At 63.6% G+C, this 21,671-nt stretch carries 19 protein-coding genes and 1 pseudogene; 9 read left to right on the top strand and 11 right to left on the bottom strand.

Features of this window, described 5'->3' with window-relative positions; all coding sequences use genetic code 11:
• Positions 1-11: 11 nt before the first annotated feature.
• Entirely contained in the window at positions 12-632 is a 621-nt protein-coding gene (locus BLR63_RS04385) for a TetR/AcrR family transcriptional regulator (protein ID WP_010564881.1), read from the bottom strand.
• 154 nt (positions 633-786) lie between these two features.
• Here BLR63_RS04385 and copD point away from each other — a divergent pair, with 154 nt between their 5' ends.
• From copD to BLR63_RS31740, 9 genes and pseudogenes are all read left to right on the top strand, one after another.
• The gene (gene copD / locus BLR63_RS04380; protein ID WP_010564880.1) at positions 787-1,644 is read left to right on the top strand and encodes a copper homeostasis membrane protein CopD; all 858 of its coding nucleotides are present in this window, start codon (positions 787-789) and stop codon (positions 1,642-1,644) included.
• Between the two features lie 163 nt (positions 1,645-1,807).
• Positions 1,808-3,070, top strand: coding sequence for an OprD family porin (locus BLR63_RS04375; RefSeq protein WP_010564879.1), 1,263 nt, complete (start codon positions 1,808-1,810; stop codon positions 3,068-3,070).
• A gap of 248 nt (positions 3,071-3,318) precedes the next feature.
• Positions 3,319-4,140 (top strand): NAD-dependent epimerase/dehydratase family protein, encoded by an 822-nt coding sequence (locus BLR63_RS04370; RefSeq protein ID WP_010564878.1) that lies wholly within the window; start codon positions 3,319-3,321, stop codon positions 4,138-4,140.
• 30 nt (positions 4,141-4,170) lie between these two features.
• Complete coding sequence (locus BLR63_RS04365; protein WP_083365929.1) at positions 4,171-5,046, top strand: SMP-30/gluconolactonase/LRE family protein; 876 nt, start codon at positions 4,171-4,173, stop codon at positions 5,044-5,046.
• A gap of 51 nt (positions 5,047-5,097) precedes the next feature.
• Positions 5,098-6,072, top strand: coding sequence for a TRAP transporter substrate-binding protein (locus BLR63_RS04360; RefSeq protein WP_010564876.1), 975 nt, complete (start codon positions 5,098-5,100; stop codon positions 6,070-6,072).
• 64 nt (positions 6,073-6,136) lie between these two features.
• Complete coding sequence (locus BLR63_RS04355; RefSeq protein ID WP_010564875.1) at positions 6,137-6,664, top strand: TRAP transporter small permease; 528 nt, start codon at positions 6,137-6,139, stop codon at positions 6,662-6,664.
• Between the two features lies 1 nt (position 6,665).
• Positions 6,666-7,946, top strand: coding sequence for a TRAP transporter large permease (locus BLR63_RS04350; RefSeq protein ID WP_010564874.1), 1,281 nt, complete (start codon positions 6,666-6,668; stop codon positions 7,944-7,946).
• Positions 7,946-8,806, top strand: coding sequence for an aldose 1-epimerase (locus BLR63_RS04345; RefSeq protein WP_010564873.1), 861 nt, complete (start codon positions 7,946-7,948; stop codon positions 8,804-8,806). Before BLR63_RS04350 ends, BLR63_RS04345 begins: the two co-directional genes overlap by 1 nt.
• 8 nt (positions 8,807-8,814) lie before the next feature.
• Positions 8,815-8,901 (top strand): annotated as a pseudogene (locus BLR63_RS31740) (outer membrane lipoprotein carrier protein LolA); the annotation flags it as partial.
• Between the two features lie 9 nt (positions 8,902-8,910).
• On the opposite strand, the gene BLR63_RS04340 reads toward BLR63_RS31740, so the two are convergent.
• The 10 genes from BLR63_RS04340 to BLR63_RS04295 form a co-directional block, all read right to left on the bottom strand.
• Complete coding sequence (locus BLR63_RS04340; RefSeq protein ID WP_010564872.1) at positions 8,911-10,062, bottom strand: HlyD family secretion protein; 1,152 nt, start codon at positions 10,060-10,062, stop codon at positions 8,911-8,913.
• On the bottom strand, positions 10,059-11,705 hold the full coding sequence (locus BLR63_RS04335) for an MFS transporter (protein WP_010564871.1): 1,647 nt from the start codon (positions 11,703-11,705) through the stop codon (positions 10,059-10,061). Before BLR63_RS04335 ends, BLR63_RS04340 begins: the two co-directional genes overlap by 4 nt.
• Positions 11,706-11,856: 151 nt before the next feature.
• The gene (locus tag BLR63_RS04330) at positions 11,857-13,335 is read right to left on the bottom strand and encodes a DASS family sodium-coupled anion symporter (RefSeq protein WP_010564870.1); all 1,479 of its coding nucleotides are present in this window, start codon (positions 13,333-13,335) and stop codon (positions 11,857-11,859) included.
• A gap of 79 nt (positions 13,336-13,414) precedes the next feature.
• On the bottom strand, positions 13,415-14,785 hold the full coding sequence (locus BLR63_RS04325; protein ID WP_078834759.1) for an ATP-binding response regulator: 1,371 nt from the start codon (positions 14,783-14,785) through the stop codon (positions 13,415-13,417).
• On the bottom strand, positions 14,769-15,932 hold the full coding sequence (gene ercA, locus BLR63_RS04320) for an alcohol dehydrogenase-like regulatory protein ErcA (RefSeq protein ID WP_010564868.1): 1,164 nt from the start codon (positions 15,930-15,932) through the stop codon (positions 14,769-14,771). Before ercA ends, BLR63_RS04325 begins: the two co-directional genes overlap by 17 nt.
• Before the next feature lie 128 nt (positions 15,933-16,060).
• Complete coding sequence (pqqA, locus tag BLR63_RS04315; RefSeq protein WP_010209364.1) at positions 16,061-16,132, bottom strand: pyrroloquinoline quinone precursor peptide PqqA; 72 nt, start codon at positions 16,130-16,132, stop codon at positions 16,061-16,063.
• Positions 16,133-16,402: 270 nt separating this feature from the next.
• On the bottom strand, positions 16,403-17,923 hold the full coding sequence (gene exaC, locus BLR63_RS04310) for an acetaldehyde dehydrogenase ExaC (protein WP_010564867.1): 1,521 nt from the start codon (positions 17,921-17,923) through the stop codon (positions 16,403-16,405).
• Between the two features lie 121 nt (positions 17,924-18,044).
• Positions 18,045-19,820 (bottom strand): PQQ-dependent methanol/ethanol family dehydrogenase, encoded by a 1,776-nt coding sequence (locus tag BLR63_RS04305; RefSeq protein ID WP_010564866.1) that lies wholly within the window; start codon positions 19,818-19,820, stop codon positions 18,045-18,047.
• Positions 19,821-19,955: 135 nt separating this feature from the next.
• Positions 19,956-20,888, bottom strand: coding sequence for a quinoprotein relay system zinc metallohydrolase 1 (locus BLR63_RS04300; RefSeq protein WP_010564865.1), 933 nt, complete (start codon positions 20,886-20,888; stop codon positions 19,956-19,958).
• A 16-nt stretch (positions 20,889-20,904) separates the two neighbouring features.
• Positions 20,905-21,666 carry a quinoprotein dehydrogenase-associated SoxYZ-like carrier gene (locus BLR63_RS04295; protein ID WP_042946812.1) on the bottom strand — a complete coding sequence of 254 codons (762 nt, stop codon included), beginning with the start codon at positions 21,664-21,666 and terminating at the stop codon, positions 20,905-20,907.
• Between the last annotated feature and the right edge of the window lie 5 nt (positions 21,667-21,671).

The following is a 21,671-nucleotide window of genomic DNA, read 5'->3' as shown; positions in this document are numbered from 1 at the left end:
CACCACAGCCTTCAAGGCTCCAACCCGATCCCGCGCAAAATCACCCCGGTCACCGTCTGAATCGCCTTCTCGAACTGCATGTCCGACAGCGGCTGGTGATCGTTCAGGATCTTCACCTGATGATCGAAGTCGGCGTAGTGCTGGGTCGAGGCCCAGATCATGTACAGCAGGCTCGACGGCTCCACCGGCAGGATGCGTTTGTCCTCCACCCACTGGCGAATTTTCGCTTCCTTCATCTTGGCCCAGTCGTACAGGCTTTCATCCAGCGCCTCACCGAGCGTCGGCGCGCCGTGGATGATTTCGTTGGCCCAGACTTTCGAGCCATAGGGCCGCGTGCGTGAGCGCTGCATCTTGGCGCGGATGTAACTGCTGAGCACCACCCGAGGATCATCGAAGGTCTCGAAGCTCAGGGCATCCTGCTTCCACACTTCCAGCAGGTCGAACAGCACCGCGCTGTACAGCTCGCTCTTGGTGGTGAAGTAGTAATGCAGGTTGGAGCGCGGCAGTTGCACTTCTTCGGCGATGTCGGCCATGGCGGTGCTGCCATAGCCCTTCTCGGCGAAGATTTTCTCCGCCGCCAGCAGGATCTTTTCGACGTTGACTCGACGAATTCCGCTCTTGTGATTGCCCATAAGGGCTCCCTGACAAAGACATGGGCCAAAGACTACCACCGCTCTAGATCGGGGCGACAGGCACAGAAGAAACTTCGTACACTGCCCGCCCCCAATCGTGGATGGCTATTGCAGCATGTCGATCAATAAACCCCTGGCGACGGGTCAATAACCCATGGCAACCCTGCTGGTGCTGTGCCGCTTCGTGCATTTCATCGTCGTGCTGCTGATGTTCGGGGCCTGTGTGTTCAGGCCCTGGCTGCTCGGCGCTGCACCGCAACCAGCGCTGGACCGGCGGTTGCTGCGCATCACCCGCGCGCTGGCCTGGGCAGGGCTCGGCTCCGGCGTGGCCTGGTTAGTGTTGATCACCGCCAGCATGGCCGGCTCATGGTCCGCTGCGTGGGACCTTTCGACCGTGCAGCTGGTGCTCGACAAGACCTTCTTCGGCCAGGTGTGGACCTGGCACCTGCTGTTGAATGGGCTGCTGGTGGTTGTCCTGATGACAGGCTGGAAGGCCCCGCGCCTGCCATTGATCACCGTGTTGCTGGCGACCCTGGCGCCGGTCGGCCATGGCGCCATGCTCGCTGGGCTGCGCGGACAATTGCTGATCCTCAACCAGGTGATGCACCTGCTGTGCGTGGGCGCATGGCTGGGCGGCTTGTTGCTGCTGGTGCTGATCCTGCGTCAGCCGGATCGCCCCCCATTGGAAACGATCCTCCGGCGATTCAGCGGCGTGGGCTATGGCCTGGTCGCCGGCTTGCTGCTGACCGGGATGATCAACGTACGCGTGCTGACCGGGCAGTGGTGGCCCACGCCCTTGTTCAATGGGTTTGCCTTGATTCTGTTGATCAAGGTGATGCTGGTGCTGGGCATGCTGGCCCTGGCGCTGCTGAACCGCCTGCGCCTGGACCGTTGCGAACAGCGACCGGGCAGCTTGAAAGCCAGCGTGATGCTGGAATGGTTACTAGGTGTTTCAGCAGTAGCCGCCGTTTCGCTCCTTGGCACCTTGCCTCCCATGGGGCTGGCCGGCTGAATCCGCGACCCTCCCACATTGACTGCTCCAGCTGTAGATCCCCATCGCGCAGTCATCGTATAACTTCCGATTGACAAGCTGGAAAAACCCCGCAAATATTCGCTTCAATGTTGTACGACAACGTATAACAAATAATAAAAACAACAAAAATGGGAGCTTCACTGTGAGTCAATCCGCCCGCAATGCCTCCACACGCCTGGGCCTTATCAGCCTTGGCAGCCTGGCGTTCACCCTGCCGCTGGTCACCCAGGCCGAAGGGTTTGTCGACGACGCCAAGGCCACGCTCAACCTGCGCAATGCCTACTTCAATCGCAATTTCACCAACCCGACCAATGCCCAGGGCAAGGCCGAAGAGTGGACGCAGAGCTTCATCCTCGACGCCAAGTCCGGCTACACCCAAGGCACGCTGGGCTTCGGCATCGATGTGCTGGGCCTGTACTCGCAAAAGCTCGACGGCGGCAAAGGCACCGGTGGCACCCAACTGTTGCCGATCCACAACGACGGCCGCCCGGCCGACAACTTCGGCCGCCTGGGCGTGGCATTGAAGACCAAGCTGTCAAAGACCGAATTGAAGGTGGGCGAATGGATGCCAGTGCTGCCGATCCTGCGCTCCGACGATGGCCGCTCCCTGCCCCAGACCTTTCGCGGCGGCCAGGTCACCTCCAACGAAATCGACGGCCTGACCCTCTACGGCGGGCAGTTTCGCGGTAACAGCCCGCGCAACGACGCGAGCATGGAAGACATGTTCATGAACGGCAAAGCCGCGTTCACCTCGGACCGCTTCAACTTCGGCGGCGGTGAATATACCTTCAACGACAAACGCACCCAGGTCGGCCTGTGGTACGCCGAATTGACCGATATCTACCAGCAACAGTACGTCAACCTGACCCACAGCCAGCCGCTGGGCGACTGGACCCTGGGCGCCAACGTCGGTTTCTTCAACGGCAAGGAAGACGGCAGCGCCCTGGCCGGCGACCTGGACAACAAAACCGCGTTCGCCCTGCTCTCGGCCAAATACCAGGGCCACACCTTCTACGTGGGCCTACAGAAACTCAGCGGCGACAGCGTGTGGATGCGGGTCAACGGCACCAGTGGCGGCACCCTGGCCAACGACAGCTATAACTCCAGCTACGACAACGCCAGGGAAAAATCCTGGCAGCTGCGTCATGACTTCAACTTCGTGGTGCTCGGGGTTCCCGGCTTGACGATGATGAACCGCTATATCAGCGGCAGTAATGTGCACACCGGTACGATCACCGATGGCAAGGAATGGGGCCGCGAATCGGAACTGGCCTACACGGTGCAGAGCGGTGCGCTGAAGAACCTCAACGTGAAATGGCGCAACTCGACCCTGCGTCGGGATTTCAGCAATAACGAATTCGACGAAAACCGCATCTTCATCAGCTATCCGATTTCACTGCTGTAGGCCCCCAAACAACGCCCCACCCTTGTAGGCGCGAGCTTGCTCGCGAAGGTCGTCAACCATAACGCGCAGAGGCTGATAGCCCGTGGCGTTCTTGGGTTTTTCGCGAGCAAGCTCGCGCCTACAGGGGATGTGTTTTTTTGCGGGGTGCCAGCGATCAATCGGAGTCGACGAGGCGTTGACAATCCAGGGACACCCTAACGATACTTCGGCACAGTCATACGACAACTTACAACAACAATGGAACCCTCATGACCACTACCACGACCCCGCCTGTTCCATTCAACCGCCTCCTCCTCACCGGTGCCGCCGGCGGCCTGGGCAAAGTCCTGCGCGAACGCCTGCGCCCTTATGCCCAGGTGCTGCGCCTGTCGGATATCGCCGCCATGGCCCCCGCCGCCGCCCATGAAGAAGTGCACCCCTGCGACCTGGCCGACAAGCAAGCCGTGCACCACCTGGTGGAAGGCGTCGATGCCATCCTGCATTTCGGCGGTGTGTCGGTGGAACGCTCGTTCGAAGAAGTGCTCGACGCCAATATCAGCGGCACCTTCCATATCTATGAGGCCGCACGCCGCCACGGGGTGAAGCGCGTGATCTTCGCCAGTTCCAACCACGTCATCGGCTTCTACAAGCAGGGCGAACAACTCGACGCCCACTCCCCGCGCCGTCCGGACAGCTACTACGGCCTGTCCAAGTCCTACGGCGAAGACATGGCCAATTTCTACTTCGATCGCTACGGCATCGAGACCGTGAGCATCCGCATCGGCTCATCGTTCCCCGAACCGCAGAACCGCCGCATGATGCACACCTGGCTGAGCTTCGACGACCTCACCCAACTGCTCGAACGCGCGCTGTACACGCCGAACGTCGGTCACACCGTGGTCTACGGCATGTCGGCCAACCTCGATACCTGGTGGGACAACCGCTACGCCGCGCATCTGGGCTTTGTCCCCAAGGACAGCTCCGAAGTGTTCCGCGCCCAGGTCGAGGCCCAGCCGCCGGTGGCCGCCGACGATCCGGCCAAGGTCTATCAGGGTGGCGCGTTCTGCGTCGCGGGGCCGTTCGGTGACTGACGCCAGACCAACCCAAGGGAATGAGTGGCCATGACTGCACACTTGATTGTCGATGCGCGCAACGCCGTGGGCGAATGCCCGGTGTGGGTGGCGGAGGAAAACGCCCTGTACTGGGTGGATATCCCCAACGGCGGCCTGCAACGCTGGAACGCCGCCACCGGGCATATCGCCGCCTGGAAAGCCCCGCAGATGCTCGCCTGCATGGCCCGCACCACAGCGGGCAACTGGGTCGCCGGCCTGGAAACCGGCTTTTTCCAACTCACCCCCCACAACGATGGCAGCCTCGACGCCACGCCCCTGGCCAGGGTCGAGCACCCGCGCCCGGACATGCGCCTGAACGACGGACGCTGCGATCGCCAGGGCCGTTTCTGGGCGGGCAGTATGGTGCTGGACATGGGCGCGAACGCCGCCGCAGGCATGCTTTATCGCTATGCATCGGGCCACGCGCCCCAGGCCCTGCTGGACGGCTTCATTACCCTCAACGGCCTGGCCTTCAGCCCTGACGGTCGCACGATGTACGTCTCGGATTCGCACCCGCTGGTGCAACAGATCTGGGCCTTCGACTACGACACCGACACCGGCACGCCGTCCAATCGCCGGGTGTTCGTCGACATGCACCAATATCCCGGTCGCCCCGATGGCGCGGCGGTGGATGTCGACGGCTGCTACTGGATCTGCGCCAATGACGCTGGCCTGGTGCACCGCTTCACCCCCGAAGGTCGCCTGGACCGCTCCCTGAGCGTGCCGGTGAAAAAACCCACCATGTGCGCCTTTGGCGGCAGTCGCCTGGACACCCTGTTCGTCACCTCGATCCGTGACGATCAGAGCGAACAATCACTGTCCGGCGGCGTGTTCGCCCTCGACCCCGGCGTCCAAGGACTGCCCGAACCCCGCTTCATCCTCTAGCTGCATCGCTGTGCCTTGAATACAAAAATAACAAGACAGGAGACACACCCCATGGACTTCAAACGCACCTTGCTCGCCGTTGCTGCATTCCCCCTCGTCGCCACCCTCAGCAGCGCCGCCCACGCGCTGGAAATCAAATTCGCCGACGTTCACCCCGCCGGCTACCCCACCGTCGTCGCCGAAGAAAACATGGGCAAGGCCCTGACCAAAGCGAGCAACGGCGAACTGACCTTCAAATACTTCCCCGGCGGTGTGCTGGGCTCGGAGAAAGAAGTGGTCGAACAGGCCCAGGTCGGCGCGGTACAGATGACCCGCGTCAGCCTCGGCATCGTCGGGCCCGTGGTGCCGGACGTGAACGTGTTCAACCTGCCGTTCGTGTTCCGCGACCAGGCGCACATGCGCAAGGTCATCGACGGTGAGATCGGCGACGAGATCCTCGCCAAGATCACCGACTCCGAGTTCGGCCTGGTGGCCCTGGCGTGGATGGACGGCGGCACGCGCAACCTCTACACCAAGAAGCCGGTGCGCAGCCTCGCCGACCTCAAGGGCATGAAGATCCGTGTGCAGGGCAACCCGCTGTTCATCGACGCCTTCAACGCCATGGGCGCCAACGGCATCGCCATGGATACCGGCGAGATCTTCAGCGCCTTGCAGACCGGGGTCATCGACGGCGCCGAAAACAACCCGCCGACTTTGCTCGAACACAATCACTTCCAGAACGCCAAGTACTACACCCTCACCGAACACCTGATCCTGCCCGAGCCCATCGTGATGTCGAAAATCACCTGGAACAAGCTCCCCCCCGCGCAACAGGTCATGGTGAAAAACGCCGCCAAAGCCGCCCAGGCCGATGAACGCGTATTGTGGGACGCCAAGTCCGCCAGCAGCGAAACCAAGCTCAAGGCCGCGGGCGTGGAGTTCATCACTGTCGATAAAAAACCCTTCTATGACGCCACCGCAGCGGTTCGCGCCAAGTACGGCGCGCCTTACGCCGACATCATCGCGCGCATCGACGCCGTTCAGTAACGCCCTCCTCTCCTAGCAAGGCCCGGCGCGGTCCGTATCGACGCGCCCGGTTACGGTGAACGCCATGAAGAATCTACTGCTGCGCATCAACGACCGCCTGTACATGACCTGCATCTGGGTCGCCGGGCTGTCGGTCCTCGGGGTCGCGCTGATCATTCCCTGGGGCATCTTCGCCCGCTATATCCTCGGCACCGGCGCAAGCTGGCCGGAGCCCACCGCCATCCTGCTGATGCTGGTGTTCACCTTTATCGGCGCCGCCGCCAGTTATCGCGCCGGCGCGCACATGTCGGTGGCCGTGGTCACCGATCGCTTGCCGCCGCGCCAACGCCAGCTCGTCGGCATCCTTTCGCAACTGCTGATGGGCACCATCTGCCTGTTCATGACGATCTGGGGCACCAAGTTGTGCCTGTCCACCTGGAACCAGTTCATGAGCGCCATTCCTTCCCTGCGCGTGGGCATCACCTATATGCCGATCCCCATAGGCGGGCTGTTGACCCTGGTGTTCGTGATGGAAAAACTCCTGCTGGGCGATCAGAGCCACCGGCGCGTGGTGCGCTTCGATTTGGTTGAAGAAAGCGAAGGGGCTGCCTGATATGGACGCATTGATTTTGTTGGGCAGCTTTATCGCCTTGATCCTGATCGGCATGCCGGTGGCCTATGCCCTGGGGATGTCGGCGTTGATTGGCGCGTGGTGGATCGACATTCCGTTCCAGGCCCTGATGATTCAGGTGGCCGGCGGGGTGAACAAGTTTTCGCTGATGGCGATTCCGTTCTTTGTGCTGGCCGGCGCGATCATGGCCGAGGGCGGCATGTCGCGGCGGCTGGTGGCGTTTGCCGGGGTGCTGGTGGGCTTTGTGCGCGGCGGCTTGTCGCTGGTGAACATCATGGCCTCGACGTTTTTCGGCGCGATCTCCGGTTCGTCGGTGGCCGACACGGCGTCGGTGGGCTCGGTGCTGATTCCGGAAATGGAACGCCGCGGCTACCCGCGCGAGTTCGCCACGGCGGTGACCATCAGCGGCTCGGTGCAGGCCCTGCTGACCCCGCCCAGCCACAACTCGGTGCTCTATTCCCTGGCGGCTGGCGGCACGGTGTCCATCGCCTCGCTGTTCATGGCCGGCGTGGTCCCGGGCCTGCTGATGAGCGCGTGCCTGATGGTGCTGTGCCTGATCTTCGCGAAGAAGCGCGACTACCCCAAGGGCGAAGTCATCCCCCTCAAGCAAGCGCTGAAAATCTGCGCCGACGCGCTGTGGGGCCTGATGGCCATGGTGATCATCCTCGGCGGCATCCTCTCGGGCATTTTCACCGCCACCGAATCCGCCGCGATTGCCGTGCTGTGGGCGTTCTTCGTCACCATGTTCATCTACCGCGACTACAAATGGAGCGAGCTGCCCAAGCTGATGCACCGCACCGTGCGCACGATTTCCATCGTGATGATCCTGATCGCCTTCGCCGCCAGCTTCGGCTACATCATGACGCTGATGCAGATCCCGGCGAAGATCACCACGCTGTTCCTGACCCTGTCGGACAATCGCTACGTGATCCTGATGTGCATCAACGCCATGCTGCTGTTGCTCGGCACGGTGATGGACATGGCGCCGCTGATTCTGATCCTCACACCGATCCTGCTGCCGGTGGTGCTGGGTATCGGCGTCGACCCGGTGCACTTCGGCATGATCATGCTGGTCAACCTCGGCATCGGCTTGATCACTCCGCCGGTGGGCGCGGTGCTGTTCGTGGGCGCAGCGGTGGGCAAGGTGAGCATCGAGAAAACCGTGAAGGCGTTGCTGCCGTTCTATGGGGTGCTGTTCCTGATACTGATGGCGGTGACTTACATTCCGGCCTTGTCGTTGTGGCTGCCAGGCGTGGTGCTGTGATGCTGATTGAACTCGAAGATAACCTGACCCACCTCACCCTCGCCCCGGCCGTGGGCGGCAGTATCGTCAACTGGACGGTGCGCGCCAGCGGGCAACCGTTGCTGCGGCACAGCGATGCGCAGGCGATCGAGAGCGGTTTGCCCGGCAAGCTGGGGTGCTACCCACTGGCGCCCTGGTCCAACCGGATTGCCCAAGGCGGCTTCGACACCCCCACCGGCTGGCTGGCCCTCGCGCCCAACAGCCTCACCGACCCGCTGCCGATTCACGGCTCAGCCTGGCAACAGGCGTGGCACGTGGTCAGTCAGTCGGCGGATGAAGTGCTGCTTGCACTGGAATGCGCCACGCCGTTCGCCTATCGCGCCGAGCAGCGCTTTCGGTTGCGGGACGGTGCGTTGAGTATCGGCTTGCGCGTAACGCATCTGGGCGAATACCCGGCGTGGCATGGCCTGGGGTTGCACCCGTACTTCCCGCGCCGCGCGGGCACGCGATTGCAGGCCAAGGCTTCGCAGGTGTGGTTGAGCGATGGGGCCAAGTTGCCGACTGGGTTGGCATCAGTGCCGCAGGACTGGGATTTTCGCCAGCTCAAGGCACTACCGACGGGCCTGGTGGACAACGGCTTCTGCCCATGGGACGGGCATTGCCGGATCGAACAGCCGGAGCTGGGTTATGCCCTGGAATGCCAGGCCAGCGGTGCCGATTACTTCCTGTTGTACTGCCCGCCGGGGCTGGGGTTCTTTTGCATCGAGCCGGTGAGCCACCCCGTAAACGCCCACCACCTGCCGGGCAGGCCGGGCCTGAAACTGCTGGAACCACACCAGTCCACCCACCTCGACTTCACCCTGAAATACACCCCTCTGTAGGAGCGAGCTTGCTCGCGAAGATCGTCAACGATAACGCGGCGTGCCTGATGCCCCGCGTTGCCCTGAGGTTTTTCGCGAGCAAGCTCGCTCCTACAGGGGCCGGCTCAGGGGGGCGAGTTTTTCAGGCGTCCGGCGGTGTCGATGCTGACGACCACCGACAACCCCGGCCGCAAGCGTTCGCTGTCGACCTGATCCGGGTCCACCGTGATCCGCACCGGCACGCGCTGGGCGATCTTGACGAAGTTGCCGGTGGCGTTGTCGGCCTGCAACAGGCTGAACTCCGAGCCGGTCGCCGGGGAAATATGCTCGACCGTGCCGCGAAACCTGCGGTGGTTGAGCGCGTCCACGGTGAACGTCACCGGTTGCCCCACTTGCACATTGTCCATCTGGGTTTCTTTCATATTGGCGATCACCCACAGTTGCTTCGGCACCAGCGCCATCAACTGCGCGCCGGAGTTGACGTAGGCGCCCAGGCGCACGCCGATCTGCCCCAACTGGCCGTCGCGCGGCGCGGTGATGCGGGTGTTGGACAGGTCGATGCGCGCCAGTTCCACCGCGGCCTCGGCACTGGCCACCGCTGCTTCCAGGGAGCCGCGATTGACGATCACCGTTTGCAAGTCCTGGCGCGCGATGTCCAGACTCGCCTGGGCCTGGACCACGGCGGCTAGGGTCTGGGCATTGGCGGCACGGGTCACGTCCAGCTCGCGCCGGGACACCGAACCGTCGCTGATCAGTTCTTCGTTGCGGCGCAGGTCGGCGGTGCTTTTACGCGCCTGGGCCTGGCTGTCCACCACGGCGGCCTGGCGCAGCTTGATCGTCGCTTCGGCGCTGTTGCGTTGCTGCAGCACATTGGCCAGCGCGGCCTTCTGCACCGCCAGTTGCGCCAGGGCCTGATCCAGACGCTGCTTGTAGATGCGATCATCCAGGCGCACCAGCAGGTCGCCGGTCTTGACGTACTGGAAGTCCTGCACCGGCACCTCGAACACGTAGCCGCTGAGCTGCGGGCCGATGATGGTCACCTGGCCGCGCACCAGGGCGTTCTCGGTGGTTTCCACCGCGCTGCTGAACGGCGGCAATTGCCAGGCATACAGCACGATCAACACGCCAACGATGGCAATCGCGGCAAAGCCCAGGGACGAAAGGATGCGCACCCACAGGGAGCGCGGTTCGGTGATCGTCGCTCCCGGCGGCAAGGCGCCTTCCGGGGTGGCGGCGATCGCGTTGGTGGTGGTCGAGGTGGTCGTCGGTTCGGTCATTGAGAAGTGCCGCTGGGTTGAACGGAAGTGGCTGCCGGCTTGGTGGTGCTGAGCAGCCACAGACTGCGGGTAAAGATCCAGAGCATGGTCAGTATCGCGATGATCGCGATCAGCATGAATACATCGTTATAGGCCATGACATTCGCCTCGCGGGTCGCCGCCGTGGCGAGGCTGCGAATGCCTATGAGGTTGCGCAACTCGGGGTCGGCGACGATGCCGCCATAGGCCGAGCCGCCGCTCTGCACCCGCGCGGCAACACGTGGGTCGAGCAGGGTCAGGTGTTCGACGATCATGCTCGAGTGAAACTTCTCGCGCACCACCTGGAAGGTGCCGAGCAACGCCGCGCCGATCAGGCCGCCGAGGTTCTGGCAAATGCCGAACATCACCGAAAAACTCACCAGGTTGCGCGGGTTGGTCAGCACGTTTTTGGTGCCCAGCACCATGGTCGGCCCAAGGAAAAAGGTGCCGCCAAAACCCAGCAGGAACTGGCTGATGTACAGGTTCTGCGGGCGGGTCAGGTTGCTGGAGAAACTGTCCATCACCGAGCCCACGGCCATCAGCGCCAGGGAGATAACCAACGGCATCAGCAAGTGCGCCGGGTTGATCGTCAACGCGCTGACCGCCAACCCGGCAATCGCTCCCGCGAGCATCACCACATACAGGGTGTGCATCTGCTCGTAGCTCATGTTCAGCATCTGCATGAAGCCCACCGCACCGGTGGACTGCTCCGACAGCACCATGCGAATCAGGATCACCGCCAGCGCCAGGCGAATCATGGCGCCGCTGCCCAGCCAGCGGGTCATCAGCATCGGGTTGGCGCGGTTATGCTCGATGGCCAGGCCGGTCATGATCAGCACCAGGGAACAGGCCGACGCCACGCCGATCCACGGCGCTTCCAGCCACCAGTCGATACGCCCCAGCGACAGCACCGCGCAGAGCAGCGCCACGCCGCTGGAGAGGATAGCGAAGGTGAGGAAGTCGAGTGCTTCGAAGGTCTTGAAACGGTCGCCCGGCGGCAGCTTGAGCAGGAACACGCAGCCCAGGCAGATCAGCGCCAAGCCCAATTCGAACAGGTACAAGCCACGCCATTCGGCGATTTGCAGCAGGTCTTCGGAGAACAGCCGCGCCAGCGGCAAGGCCAACTGCGCGGTGCCCAGGCCCAACACCAGCGCCTTCAAGCGCCACTTGGCGGGGAACGCCTGGATCATGTAGTACAAACCCAGGGAACTGAGCGCCGCGCCGACCATGCCATGGGCGGCCCGCACGGCGATGGCCGAGTTGAGGTCGTTGACGAACAAGTGGCCGAAGGTCACCAGCGCATACAGCACCAGGAACACCTCGGTAAACGCCCGCAGGCCGAACTGTTGGCGGAACTTGACCAGCAGCAGGTTCATGCAGACGTTGGTCATCACATAGGCGGCGGGCAGCCAGGCCATTTCCGCCGTGGTCGCGCCGAGGACGCCTTGCAGGTATTGCAGGTTGGCGATCACCAGCGAATTGCCCAGCCCGCCGGTGATCGCGACGAGCACACCGACCAGGGCGTAGAGCCAGCGTTTGTGGGTGGGATGCAGCGGCGTCGACGGCGAACCCGGCAGCGCCGGGCGCTCGTGGGGCTGCCAGGTGCGGGGGGTGTATTTGTCCATTCAGTGACCTTGATGAACCGACACGCAAGGTCGGGGGCTCCGTTACTCAGGCAGTAGTAAACCTGAGTGGAGTTCATCTTGCCATGTCGAGGTCACAATTGATCCCTGGCCACCTGTGGGATCGCCCTTTGTCTGGGAGACCACATGCCCGTCAGATCCAGCCGAGCCAACTCCAATACGTCGCGGCAAACACCAACATCAACAAATAGCCAATCAACGTCACCAAGATCCCCACCTTGGCAAACTGCCGCGCCGTAAACGTCCCGGTCCCCAGGCACACCATGTTCTGCGGCGCGTTGATCGGCAGGATAAACCCGTAACTGACCACAAACCCCAACAGCATCGTCACCCCCAACCGGTTGAACTCGCCCGGCAAGGTCTGCAACACCGCGATCAGGATCGGCAGCAATGCCGAGGTCAACGCCGTGGCGCTGGCGAAGCCCAGGTGGATCACGATCAAAAACGCGCCGAGGATCGCAAACACCCCCAGCGGCCCGACTTGATCCAGCCCGGTGTGCGCCACCACCTGGGCGCCCAGCCATTGCCCGGCCTGGGTGGTGAGCAGGGCCGTACCCAGGCTGATGCCGACGCCGAACACAATCACCGTGCCCCACGGAATCCGCGACTGCACGTCTTTCCAGGTCATCACGCCAATCCCCGGCAGCAGCAGGACGACCAGCCCGGCGTAGGTGGTCGAGGTGGTGTCGAAGTTGTGCAGGCGCCCTTCGGTGGCCCAGGCCAGCAGCAACAGCAACGACACGGCCAGCAAGCGTTTCTGCGGGCCGGTCATCGGGCCGATGTCCACCAGGGATTGGGCCACGGCTTCTTTGCCACCGGGGATGCTGTCGGTTTCCGGCGGCAGCAGCTTGATTACCAGGAACAACAGCACCGCCGACATGATCAGCGCCCACGGCGCGCCGGCGATCAACCAGTCGATCCACGACACGCGCTGGCCGAGCATCTTGTCCATGAATCCTACGGTCAGAAGGTTCTGCGCGGCGGCGGTCTGGATGCCGACGTTCCAGATGCTGGTGCCCTGGGCCACGACAATCATCAGGCCGGCGGCGATGTTCGAGCGCTTGTCGACGCCAAACGCGGCGACCACGCCCATCATGATCGGCACCACACAAGCACTGCGCGCCGTCGCGCTGGGAACCACCAGGCTGAGCAGGATGGTCACCGCGATCGCCCCCAGCAGAATGCCGCGGGTGCTGGTGCCGACCCGCGTCAGGGTGACCAGGGCGATGCGCCGGTCCAGGCCGGTGTGGGTCATGGCGGCGGCGATGAACAACGCGCCCGCCACCAGGGCCAGGGCCGGGTTGGAGAAGCCGGTCAACGCCATGCTGATCGCCGGGCTGGAGCCGATCAGGTGCGTGGGGTCTTGCAGCGACGGCGCGGTGCCGAGCAGGAACGCCATGAGCGAGGTGATCATGATCGCGCTGGCTTCATAGGACACCGCTTCGGTGATCCACACCACCACCGCAAACGCGAGGATCGCCAGCATGCGATGCCCGGCCACCGGCAAGTCGGCCGGCAGCGGCAACAGCAGCACGCCGGCCATCACCAGCACGGCGACGACCAGGCCCAAGGGCAACTTGAAGGATGTTGCGGTTGTTGCGGGCGCGCTCATGGGTTTCTCCGTCAGCCTTCAGATCAGGCCCGGAGCATGATGCAAAATGCCGCAGGCCGTGTTGACAGGTATCAAACCTCTAGGCCAATAACTGGCTCAACACCGCCCGCAACTTCCCGGGTTTGACCGGTTTGTTCAACATCGGCGCTTCCAGGCGCCGTAGCGCGCGGCGGCATTGGTCGGTGCGGTCGGCGGTGATGATCACCGCCGGGATCGGCTGTTCGAAATGCTCGCGCAGGTGCTTGACCACCGCACAGCCCACCACCCCGTGGTCAAGGTGATAGTCGGCGAGGATCAATTCCGGCGCCCTGCCCTGCAACGCCAGCATGGCCCCGGCCTGATCGGTGGCGGTGATCACCTCGCAGCCCCACTGTTCGAGCAGCGCATGCATGCTTTCGAGGATGCTCACCTCGTTGTCGATCACCAGCAGGCGCCGCCCCGGCAGCGGGTTGCCCGTGGTCGCTTGCGCCGGCAACTGACTGATGGCCAACGGCATCTCTTCGCTGATGGGCACTTCGATGCTGAACATCGAGCCGCGCCCCGGCCACGAACGCACCGACACCGGGTAGCCGAGGATTTCGGCGATGCGCTCGACAATCGCCAGGCCCAGGCCCACGCCCTTGCGGTCCGAAGCGCGGCCCACATCCAGCTGGTTGAACTCGAGGAAGATCGCCTCGAGCCGGTCGGCCGCGATGCCGCGCCCGGTGTCCCACACTTCCAGGCGCAGGCGATCGCCGCGACGGCGGGCGCCGAGCAGGATGCAGCCGTCGTCGGTGTAGCGGCAGGCGTTGCTGAGGAAGTTGCGCAGGATGCGCGTCACCAGGCGCAGGTCGGTGCGGATCGCGTAATGGCCGATGTGGGCCCGCAGGTTGAGCCCGGCGGCCAGGGCCACCGATTGGAATTCGGAGATCAGCGGCGCAAACAGCTCGTCCAGGCGATACAGCGCCACATCCGGCTTGACCGCCGCCTGGTCCAGCCGCGAGATGTCCAGCAGGTCGGTGAGCAAATCCTCGGCGCCTTCCAGGGCCTGGTGGGTGCGCTCCACCAGCACCTGCTCGACACTGGGCAAGTTGCGCTCGCGCAGGGTCGAGATCAGCAAGCGCGCCGCGTTGAGCGGTTGCAGCAGGTCATGGCTGGCGGCGGCGAGGTACTTGTCCTTGCTGCGGTTGGCGGCTTGGGCGGCGTCGCGGGCGTCGCGCAGGTCCTTCTCGACCCTTTCGCGCTGGGCGATCTGCTGTTGCAGGTTGCGGTTGGCTTCGAGCAGTTCGTCGGTGCGCGCCGCGACGCGCTGTTCCAGTTCATCGTTCAGGCGGATGTAGCGGTTGCGTTCGGCCTCCAGCTCGCCCAGTCGCGTGGCCAGTTCCGGGTAATGGCTCTTGCGCGTCGACTGGTCGCCCAATCCCAGCAACCCGGCGAGGGCGCGCTGCGGGTCGTCAGAGTGCTTCGCCATACACGACCTCGACATCACGTTGGCTGGACTCACGGGGGTTGGTGAGGATGCACGGATCGTCCATCGCATGCTGGGACAGGAATGGAATATCCGCGACGCGCACCCCGTGCAAACCGAGGGTTTCGTGAAAGCCGATCGCGTGCTTGAGGGCGATCAGGTGCTCCACCAGGCGCCCACGGATCTGCCGATGGTTGAGGCCGCGGCAGTCGATGCCGAACGTCTCGGCGATGACCTTGAAGCGCTCCGGCGCCGAGTTGTAGTTGAACGCCACCACGTGTTCGACCAGCACCGCGTTGCACAGGCCATGGGGCAGGTCGAGAAAGCCGCCGAGGCTGTGGGACATGGCATGCACCGCGCCGAGGATCGCATTGGAGAACGCCAGCCCCGCCTGCATGCTGCCGAGCATGATCTTCTCGCGCAGGGCGATGTCCGCCGGGTTGGCGATCATCTGCACCAGATTGCCGTTGATCAGGCGCATGGCTTCCAGCGCATGGGGGTCGGTCAGCGGGCCGTGGCCGGTGGAGACGAACGCCTCGATCGCATGCACCAGCGCATCGATGCCGGTGCAGGCGGACAGGAACGGGTCCATGCTCGCCGTGGTTTCCGGGTCGATCAGCGACACGTCGGGCACCACCGCCTTGCTGACGATGGAGAACTTCATGCGCTCCTGCTGGTTGGAAATGATCACGAACTGCGAAACATCCGCCGAAGTGCCGGCGGTGGTGGGAATCAGGATCAACGGCGGGCTGGGCACGCGAATGGTGTCCACGCCTTCGAAGTCGAGGATGTTGCGCCCATGGGCGACCACAATGCCGATGGCCTTGCCGCAGTCCATGGGGCTGCCGCCGCCGATGGCCACGATCACGTCGCAATGGTTGTCGCGGTACACCTCGGCGCCGAGCATGACTTCTTCGACACGGGGGTTGGGGGAGACGTCGCTGTACAGGCAGTAGTCGATGCCGATGGCCTGCAGGCTGGCTTCCACGTCGGCGACCCAGCCGGCGGCGATCACACCGGGGTCACTGACCACCAGCACCTTGCGCGCACCGAAGGTCTTGGCGTAATTGCCGACGTTGTGCCGACAGCCGGCACCAAAGATGATTTCAGGCGAGACGAATTTACGCAGGAGGCTCAGATTGGGGCTCATTGGAAGCCTGTTGTTATTATTTTTTGGGATATGCGCTCCACACTAGCCGATCTTCGCGCGATTGCAATCAGACCAAAGAGTCATTCCCAAAACGACCCCGGCCAGCGCGAGGCTGGCCGGGGGGTGAATCAGCGGCTGGCGAAGTACATAGTCACTTCAAAGCCGATACGCAGGTCGGTAAACGCGGGTTTAGTCCACATGGGGCGTTCCTCTTGTTGTGCCGGAAGATTCCGGTAAAGGCATTAATGCATGGGGGGATCAAAGGGGCGAATGCTACTTTGGAACGAGCCTGAAGCATGCCTTGGTAGCAGACCTACACCTTGTGGGAGGCCTATACCTTGTGGGAGGGGGCTTGCTCCCGATAGCGATGCGTCAGTCAAAACAGTTCCATCTGACACACCGCTATCGGGAGCAAGCCCCCTCCCACATCAAGCCCCCTCCCACCTTGGCTTGTATTTCACCCCTGAGGGTTAGAAGAAGCCCAGTGGGTTGATGTCGTAGCTCACCAGCAGGTTCTTGGTCTGTTGGTAGTGGTCCAGCATCATCTTGTGGTTCTCACGGCCCACACCCGACTTCTTATAGCCGCCGAACGCTGCGTGCGCCGGGTACAAGTGGTAGCAGTTGGTCCACACGCGACCGGCCTTGATCGCGCGGCCCATGCGGTAGGCACGGTTGATGTCGCGGGTCCACAGGCCGGCGCCAAGGCCGAATTCGCTGTCGTTGGCAATGGCCAGGGCTTCGGCTTCGTCCTTGAAGGTGGTGATACCCACCACCGGGCCGAAGATTTCTTCCTGGAACACGCGCATTTTGTTGTGGCCCTTGAGCAGGGTCGGCTGGATGTAGTAACCGGTGGACAGGTCGCCTTCCAGGCGTTCGGCCGCGCCGCCGGTGAGCAGCTCGGCGCCCTCTTCCTGGGCGATCTTGAGGTAGGAGAGGATCTTGTCGTATTGCTGCTCGGACGCCTGGGCGCCGACCATGGTTTCGGTGTCCAGCGGGTTGCCGCGCTTGATCTTGACGATCTTTTTCATCACCACTTTCATGAAGTCGTCGTAGATCGACTCCTGCACCAGCGCCCGCGACGGGCAGGTGCACACTTCACCCTGGTTGAAGAACGCCAGCACCAGGCCTTCGGCGGCCTTTTCGATGAACTGCGGCTCGGCGCTCATGATGTCTTCGAAGAAGATGTTCGGCGACTTGCCGCCCAGTTCCACGGTGGACGGAATGATGTTCTCGGCGGCCGCATGCATGATGTGCGCGCCCACTGGGGTGGAACCGGTGAACGCGATCTTGGCGATGCGCTTGCTGGTGGCCAGCGCTTCACCGGCTTCGCGACCGAAGCCCTGGACGATGTTGAGCACGCCCGGTGGCAGCAGGTCGTTGATCAGCTCGGCGAACACCATGATCGACAGCGGCGTCTGTTCGGCCGGCTTGAGCACGATGCAGTTACCGGCGGCCAGGGCCGGGGCGAGTTTCCAGGCGGCCATCAGCAGTGGGAAGTTCCACGGAATGATCTGCCCGACCACGCCCAGCGGCTCGTGGAAGTGATAGGCCGCGGTCAGTTCGTTGATTTCGGCGGCCCCGCCTTCCTGGGCGCGGATGCAGCCAGCGAAGTAACGGAAGTGGTCGGCGGCCAGGGGCACGTCGGCGTTGAGGGTTTCGCGCACGGCTTTGCCGTTGTCCCAGGTTTCGGCGACGGCCAGCACTTCGAGGTTCTGCTCGATGCGGTCAGCGATTTTCAGCAGCACCAGGGAGCGGTCCTGGGCCGAGGTCTTGCCCCAGGCGTCGGCGGCGGCATGGGCAGCGTCGAGCGCGGCGTCGATGTCGGCGGCATTGGAGCGCGGGAATTCGGCGATCAGCTCACCGGTCACCGGCGAGGTGTTGGTGAAGTATTGACCGCTGAGCGGGGCGACGAACTCGCCGCCGATGTAGTTACCGTAGCGCGACTTGAAGCTGACGATGGCGCCAGGGGTGCCAGGTTGTGCGTAGATCATGTTGAGGCCTCTGTCTGGGTCCGGGCCTGTCGGTCAACAGGCGATGACCCGATAGTAAAGAGCCCCCGCTGCCGGGCGAATGCGCCGTTGGCAGGGGGGGTCTTGTCATTTGGTCGTAGTTTTAGTGTTTGGCGACCAGTTCTTTGGGCAACTTGAAGGTCCAGAGCATGCCGCCCTGGTTGAAGTCCTTGATGCGCTTGGCCACTTCACCGCCCCACAACGGCACCGCGCCGCCCCAGCCGGAGAGCACCGACACATATTGTTCGCCGTCCATTTCCCAGGTCACAGGCGAGCCGAGCACGCCGGAACCAGTCTGGAATTCCCAGACCTTCTCGCCGGTCTTGGCGTTGAACGCCTGCAGGAAACCTTCCGGCGTACCGGTGAACACCAGGTTGCCCTTGGTGGTCAGCACCCCGCCCCACAGTGGCGCGTAGTTCTTGTGGCGCCAGACTTCCTTGCCAGTCTTCGGATCGATGGCGCGCAGCACGCCGATGTAGTCTTCGTTGAGCGGCTTGATGGTGAAGCCCGCACCAAGGAACGCCGCGCCTTTCTTGTAGGCGATGTCTTCGTTCCAGATGTCCATGCCCCATTCGTTGGACGGCACATAGAACAGCCCGGTGTCACGGTTGTAGGCCATCGGCATCCAGTTCTTCGCGCCGAGGAACGCCGGGGCGACGAATACCGAGGTGCCTTTGGTGTCGCTGCCCGGCGCGCCTGGGCGGCTGGCTTCGTTGTAGATCGGGCGGCCGTTCTTATCCAGGCCGGTGGCCCAGGTGATCTTGTCGACGAATGGGAAGCCACGGATGAACTTGCCGTTGGTGCGGTCGAGCACGTAGAAGAAGCCGTTACGGTCGGCGGTGGCCGCCGCTTTGATTTCCTTGCCGCCTTCGGTGTAGTTGAAGGAGATCAGCTCGTTGACGCCGTCATAGTCCCAGCCGTCGTGAGGCGTGCTCTGGAAGTGCCACTTGATGGTGCCGTCATCCGGGTTCAGCGCCAGGCGCGAGGACGAATACAGGTTGTCGCCGGGGCGCAGGTGCGAGTTCCACGGCGCCGGGTTGCCGGTGCCGAACAGCAGCAGGTTGGTTTCCGGGTCGTAGTAACCGCCCAGCCACGGCGCCGCGCCGCCGGTCTTCCACAGGTCGCCGGGCCAGGTCTTGCCCGCCTCGCCGCCGGAAATACCGTTTTCCACGGCCTTGCCGTCTTTGTAGACATAGCCCATATGGCCTTCTACGGTTGGACGCATCCACAGCAGTTCGCCGTTTTTCGGGTCGTAGGCCTGGATCTTGCCCACCACGCCGAACTCACCACCGGCCACGCCGGTAATCAGCTTGCCGTTGATCACCAGGGGGGCGGCGCTGATCGAGTAGCCTTCCTTGTGGTCGGCGACTTGCTTGCTCCACACCACTTTGCCGGTGTCTTTGTTCAGGGCCACCAGCTTGGCGTCGAGGGTGCCGAAGAACACCAGGTCGCCATACAGCGCCACGCCACGGTTGATCACGTCGCAGCACGGACGGATGTCATCGGGCAGGCGCGCATCGTACTGCCAGAGTTTCTTGCCGGTGCGCGCATCCACCGCGAACACCCGCGAGTAGGACCCGGTGAGGTACATCACCCCGTCCTTGATCATCGGCTGCGCCTGCTGGCCGCGCTGTTTCTCGCCACCGAAGGAGAAGGCCCAGACCGGGCGCAGGTCCTTGACGTTGTCCACGTTCAGCGTGTCGAGGGGGCTGTAGCGCTGGCCCTGCACGCCCAGGCCGTTGGTGACGATCTGCCCTGGGTTTTTCGGGTCCTGGAGGATGTCCTGGTCGGTGACCGCGGCCATGGCCTGGCCGGATAACAGGATGGCACCGAGCAACACACTCAAGGCGAAGGGTTGGCGGCGTGCGGGTTGGGTCATGACGGCTACCTCTGCGGTTTTTTGTTATACCCGGGAAATTTTCCCGGTCTGGTGCTGATTCTTGGGCGCAGGGGCAGTTGTCACAATTGACCGCAATATCGAGATTGCTAGTTCCTTAGTAGCGGGTACGACCGCTCAGCGGGTCGAATCCACGCGCTGCATCTGTTCGCGCTCGTAGCGCGGGTACAGGTGGCTGACGCTGCGGATCAGCTCATAGCGGCTCAGGTTGATGGTCGCGAAGCGCTCTGGGATGGGGCTGCGGATCATCTCGGCCATATCGGTGCCGTGGGCGGCGCCGTCGCGCAGCAGCTGGTCGAGCCAGCCGAGGTAGTCGCGCATCTGCTCGAAGGGCTGCGCATCGCTGGCCACCGGGCCGTGGCCGGGCACGATCAAGGTCCAGGGCAAGGCTTGCAGGGTGTCGAGGTCGGCCTGCCACACCGCCAGCCCCGGACTGTTGGGGGTGGTGAGGGCTCGCTGGTAGAACACCAGATCGCCGGCAAACAGCACGCCGGTGCTCTGATCGAGGATCGCCAGGTCGGCGCCGGTGTGGCCGGTGAGCGCGAGCAGACGTAAATCGTGGCGACCGAAATGCATGACGCCGGGCTCCAGCACCTGGGTCGGCAGCACCACCTCGGTGCCGCGCATCCAGTCGCCGACCATGCGGTAGAGGTTTTCCGCCATGCCGTCGCCCTGCTCGTGCAGCAGCCGCGTGGTGTCGGCCAGGGCGCCGATGGGCACGTCCTTGAAGGCCTGGTTGCCCAGCGCGTGGTCGGGATGATGGTGGGTCAGCAGCACCTGGATCACCGGTTTGGCGGTGACCTGGGCGATGGCCTGGCGCATGGCCTCGCCGTAGCGCCGCGAGGGTCCGGTGTCGATCACCACCACGCCGGCATCGGTGACGATGAACGCGGTATTGACGATGTTGCCGCCGTTGGACTTGGCGAAGTTGTCGGTGCTGCCTTCGAGCAGCCAGGTGTCCTCAGCGATCAGGCGCGGCTTGAGGGCGTAGTCGAGGTCGGCCAGGGCCGGCAGGCTCAGGCTCAGGCACAGCAATAGAATCCAGCGCATGCCGCGCTCCTTCTGGTCAGGGAATGGCTGCGTCGAATTCATTGCCGCTGTTGTCGCGCAGCACCAGGCGGGTCGGCCCCGGCGCTTCGATGTCGAAGGCCAGGTTGGGGTTTTCGCTGACCGCCGGGAACAGCGCCAGCTCGGCCAGCACCCGGTCGTCGCTGCCACGCAGTTGCGCGTGGTTGATGTAGAACTCGGGGATGCCGCTGACCATGCCGTTGTCCATCGGGTGCGCCACCTGCACGCGCACGCGGCTGAATTCGCCGCGCGGGTAGCGTCCGCCGAGCACCTCGCCGATGTGCTCCTCCCAACCCGGCTGGGTGCGCACCACGCTGGGCGCGGTGCAGCCGCCGCCGGCTGCGTCGATCAGGGTCGAACCGACGTGCCACAGGCCGTCATCGGTGAGCACCGCGGCGCGCAACGGCGTGGCCTGTTCGATGCGAATGCGCAGCGATAGCCACGGCAGCACCCCGGCCTTGGGTTGGAAGTCGACGATTTTCGGCAGGGGGTTGAGCTCGGCCCAGGCGAGGATTTTCACCACATGGCCGTTGAACGCCCGGGCGTCGATTTCCAACGGTACCTGGCGCGCATCCTCGGCGAACGGCGGCGCCAGCAGCTTGACCCGCTCGTCGAACACGAACGGCGCGTCGGCCAGCAACTGCTTGTGGTAGAAGGCCCACATCACCGAGGGCACCGGGTCCTTGCCGGGGTCGACGTCGGCGGCATGGGCCGCCCACGGCAACAGGCAGGCCAGCACGCAGCTCAGTCGCACGTTCAGTCGCC

This window comes from Pseudomonas extremaustralis, from assembly GCF_900102035.1.
Classification (GTDB): domain Bacteria; phylum Pseudomonadota; class Gammaproteobacteria; order Pseudomonadales; family Pseudomonadaceae; genus Aquipseudomonas; species Aquipseudomonas extremaustralis.
The sequence above is the reverse complement of the archived record's forward strand: the minus strand, read 5'-3'. Positions and strand labels throughout refer to the sequence as shown.

Excerpts from the sequence above, each read along its gene's own strand:
- BLR63_RS04370 (WP_010564878.1), top strand. The coding sequence starts at position 3,319 with ATGACCACTACCACGACCCCGCCTGTTCCATTCAACCGCCTCCTCCTC.
- BLR63_RS04305 (WP_010564866.1), bottom strand. The coding sequence starts at position 19,820 with ATGACCCAACCCGCACGCCGCCAACCCTTCGCCTTGAGTGTGTTGCTC.
- BLR63_RS04325 (WP_078834759.1), bottom strand. The coding sequence starts at position 14,785 with ATGGCGAAGCACTCTGACGACCCGCAGCGCGCCCTCGCCGGGTTGCTG.
- BLR63_RS04360 (WP_010564876.1), top strand. The coding sequence starts at position 5,098 with ATGGACTTCAAACGCACCTTGCTCGCCGTTGCTGCATTCCCCCTCGTC.
- BLR63_RS04330 (WP_010564870.1), bottom strand. The coding sequence starts at position 13,335 with ATGAGCGCGCCCGCAACAACCGCAACATCCTTCAAGTTGCCCTTGGGC.
- BLR63_RS04350 (WP_010564874.1), top strand. The coding sequence starts at position 6,666 with ATGGACGCATTGATTTTGTTGGGCAGCTTTATCGCCTTGATCCTGATC.
- exaC (WP_010564867.1), bottom strand. The coding sequence starts at position 17,923 with ATGATCTACGCACAACCTGGCACCCCTGGCGCCATCGTCAGCTTCAAG.
- copD (WP_010564880.1), top strand. The coding sequence starts at position 787 with ATGGCAACCCTGCTGGTGCTGTGCCGCTTCGTGCATTTCATCGTCGTG.
- BLR63_RS04385 (WP_010564881.1), bottom strand. The coding sequence starts at position 632 with ATGGGCAATCACAAGAGCGGAATTCGTCGAGTCAACGTCGAAAAGATC.
- BLR63_RS04340 (WP_010564872.1), bottom strand. The coding sequence starts at position 10,062 with ATGACCGAACCGACGACCACCTCGACCACCACCAACGCGATCGCCGCC.
- BLR63_RS04300 (WP_010564865.1), bottom strand. The coding sequence starts at position 20,888 with ATGCGCTGGATTCTATTGCTGTGCCTGAGCCTGAGCCTGCCGGCCCTG.
- BLR63_RS04335 (WP_010564871.1), bottom strand. The coding sequence starts at position 11,705 with ATGGACAAATACACCCCCCGCACCTGGCAGCCCCACGAGCGCCCGGCG.
- BLR63_RS04365 (WP_083365929.1), top strand. The coding sequence starts at position 4,171 with ATGACTGCACACTTGATTGTCGATGCGCGCAACGCCGTGGGCGAATGC.
- ercA (WP_010564868.1), bottom strand. The coding sequence starts at position 15,932 with ATGAGCCCCAATCTGAGCCTCCTGCGTAAATTCGTCTCGCCTGAAATC.
- BLR63_RS04355 (WP_010564875.1), top strand. The coding sequence starts at position 6,137 with ATGAAGAATCTACTGCTGCGCATCAACGACCGCCTGTACATGACCTGC.
- BLR63_RS04345 (WP_010564873.1), top strand. The coding sequence starts at position 7,946 with ATGCTGATTGAACTCGAAGATAACCTGACCCACCTCACCCTCGCCCCG.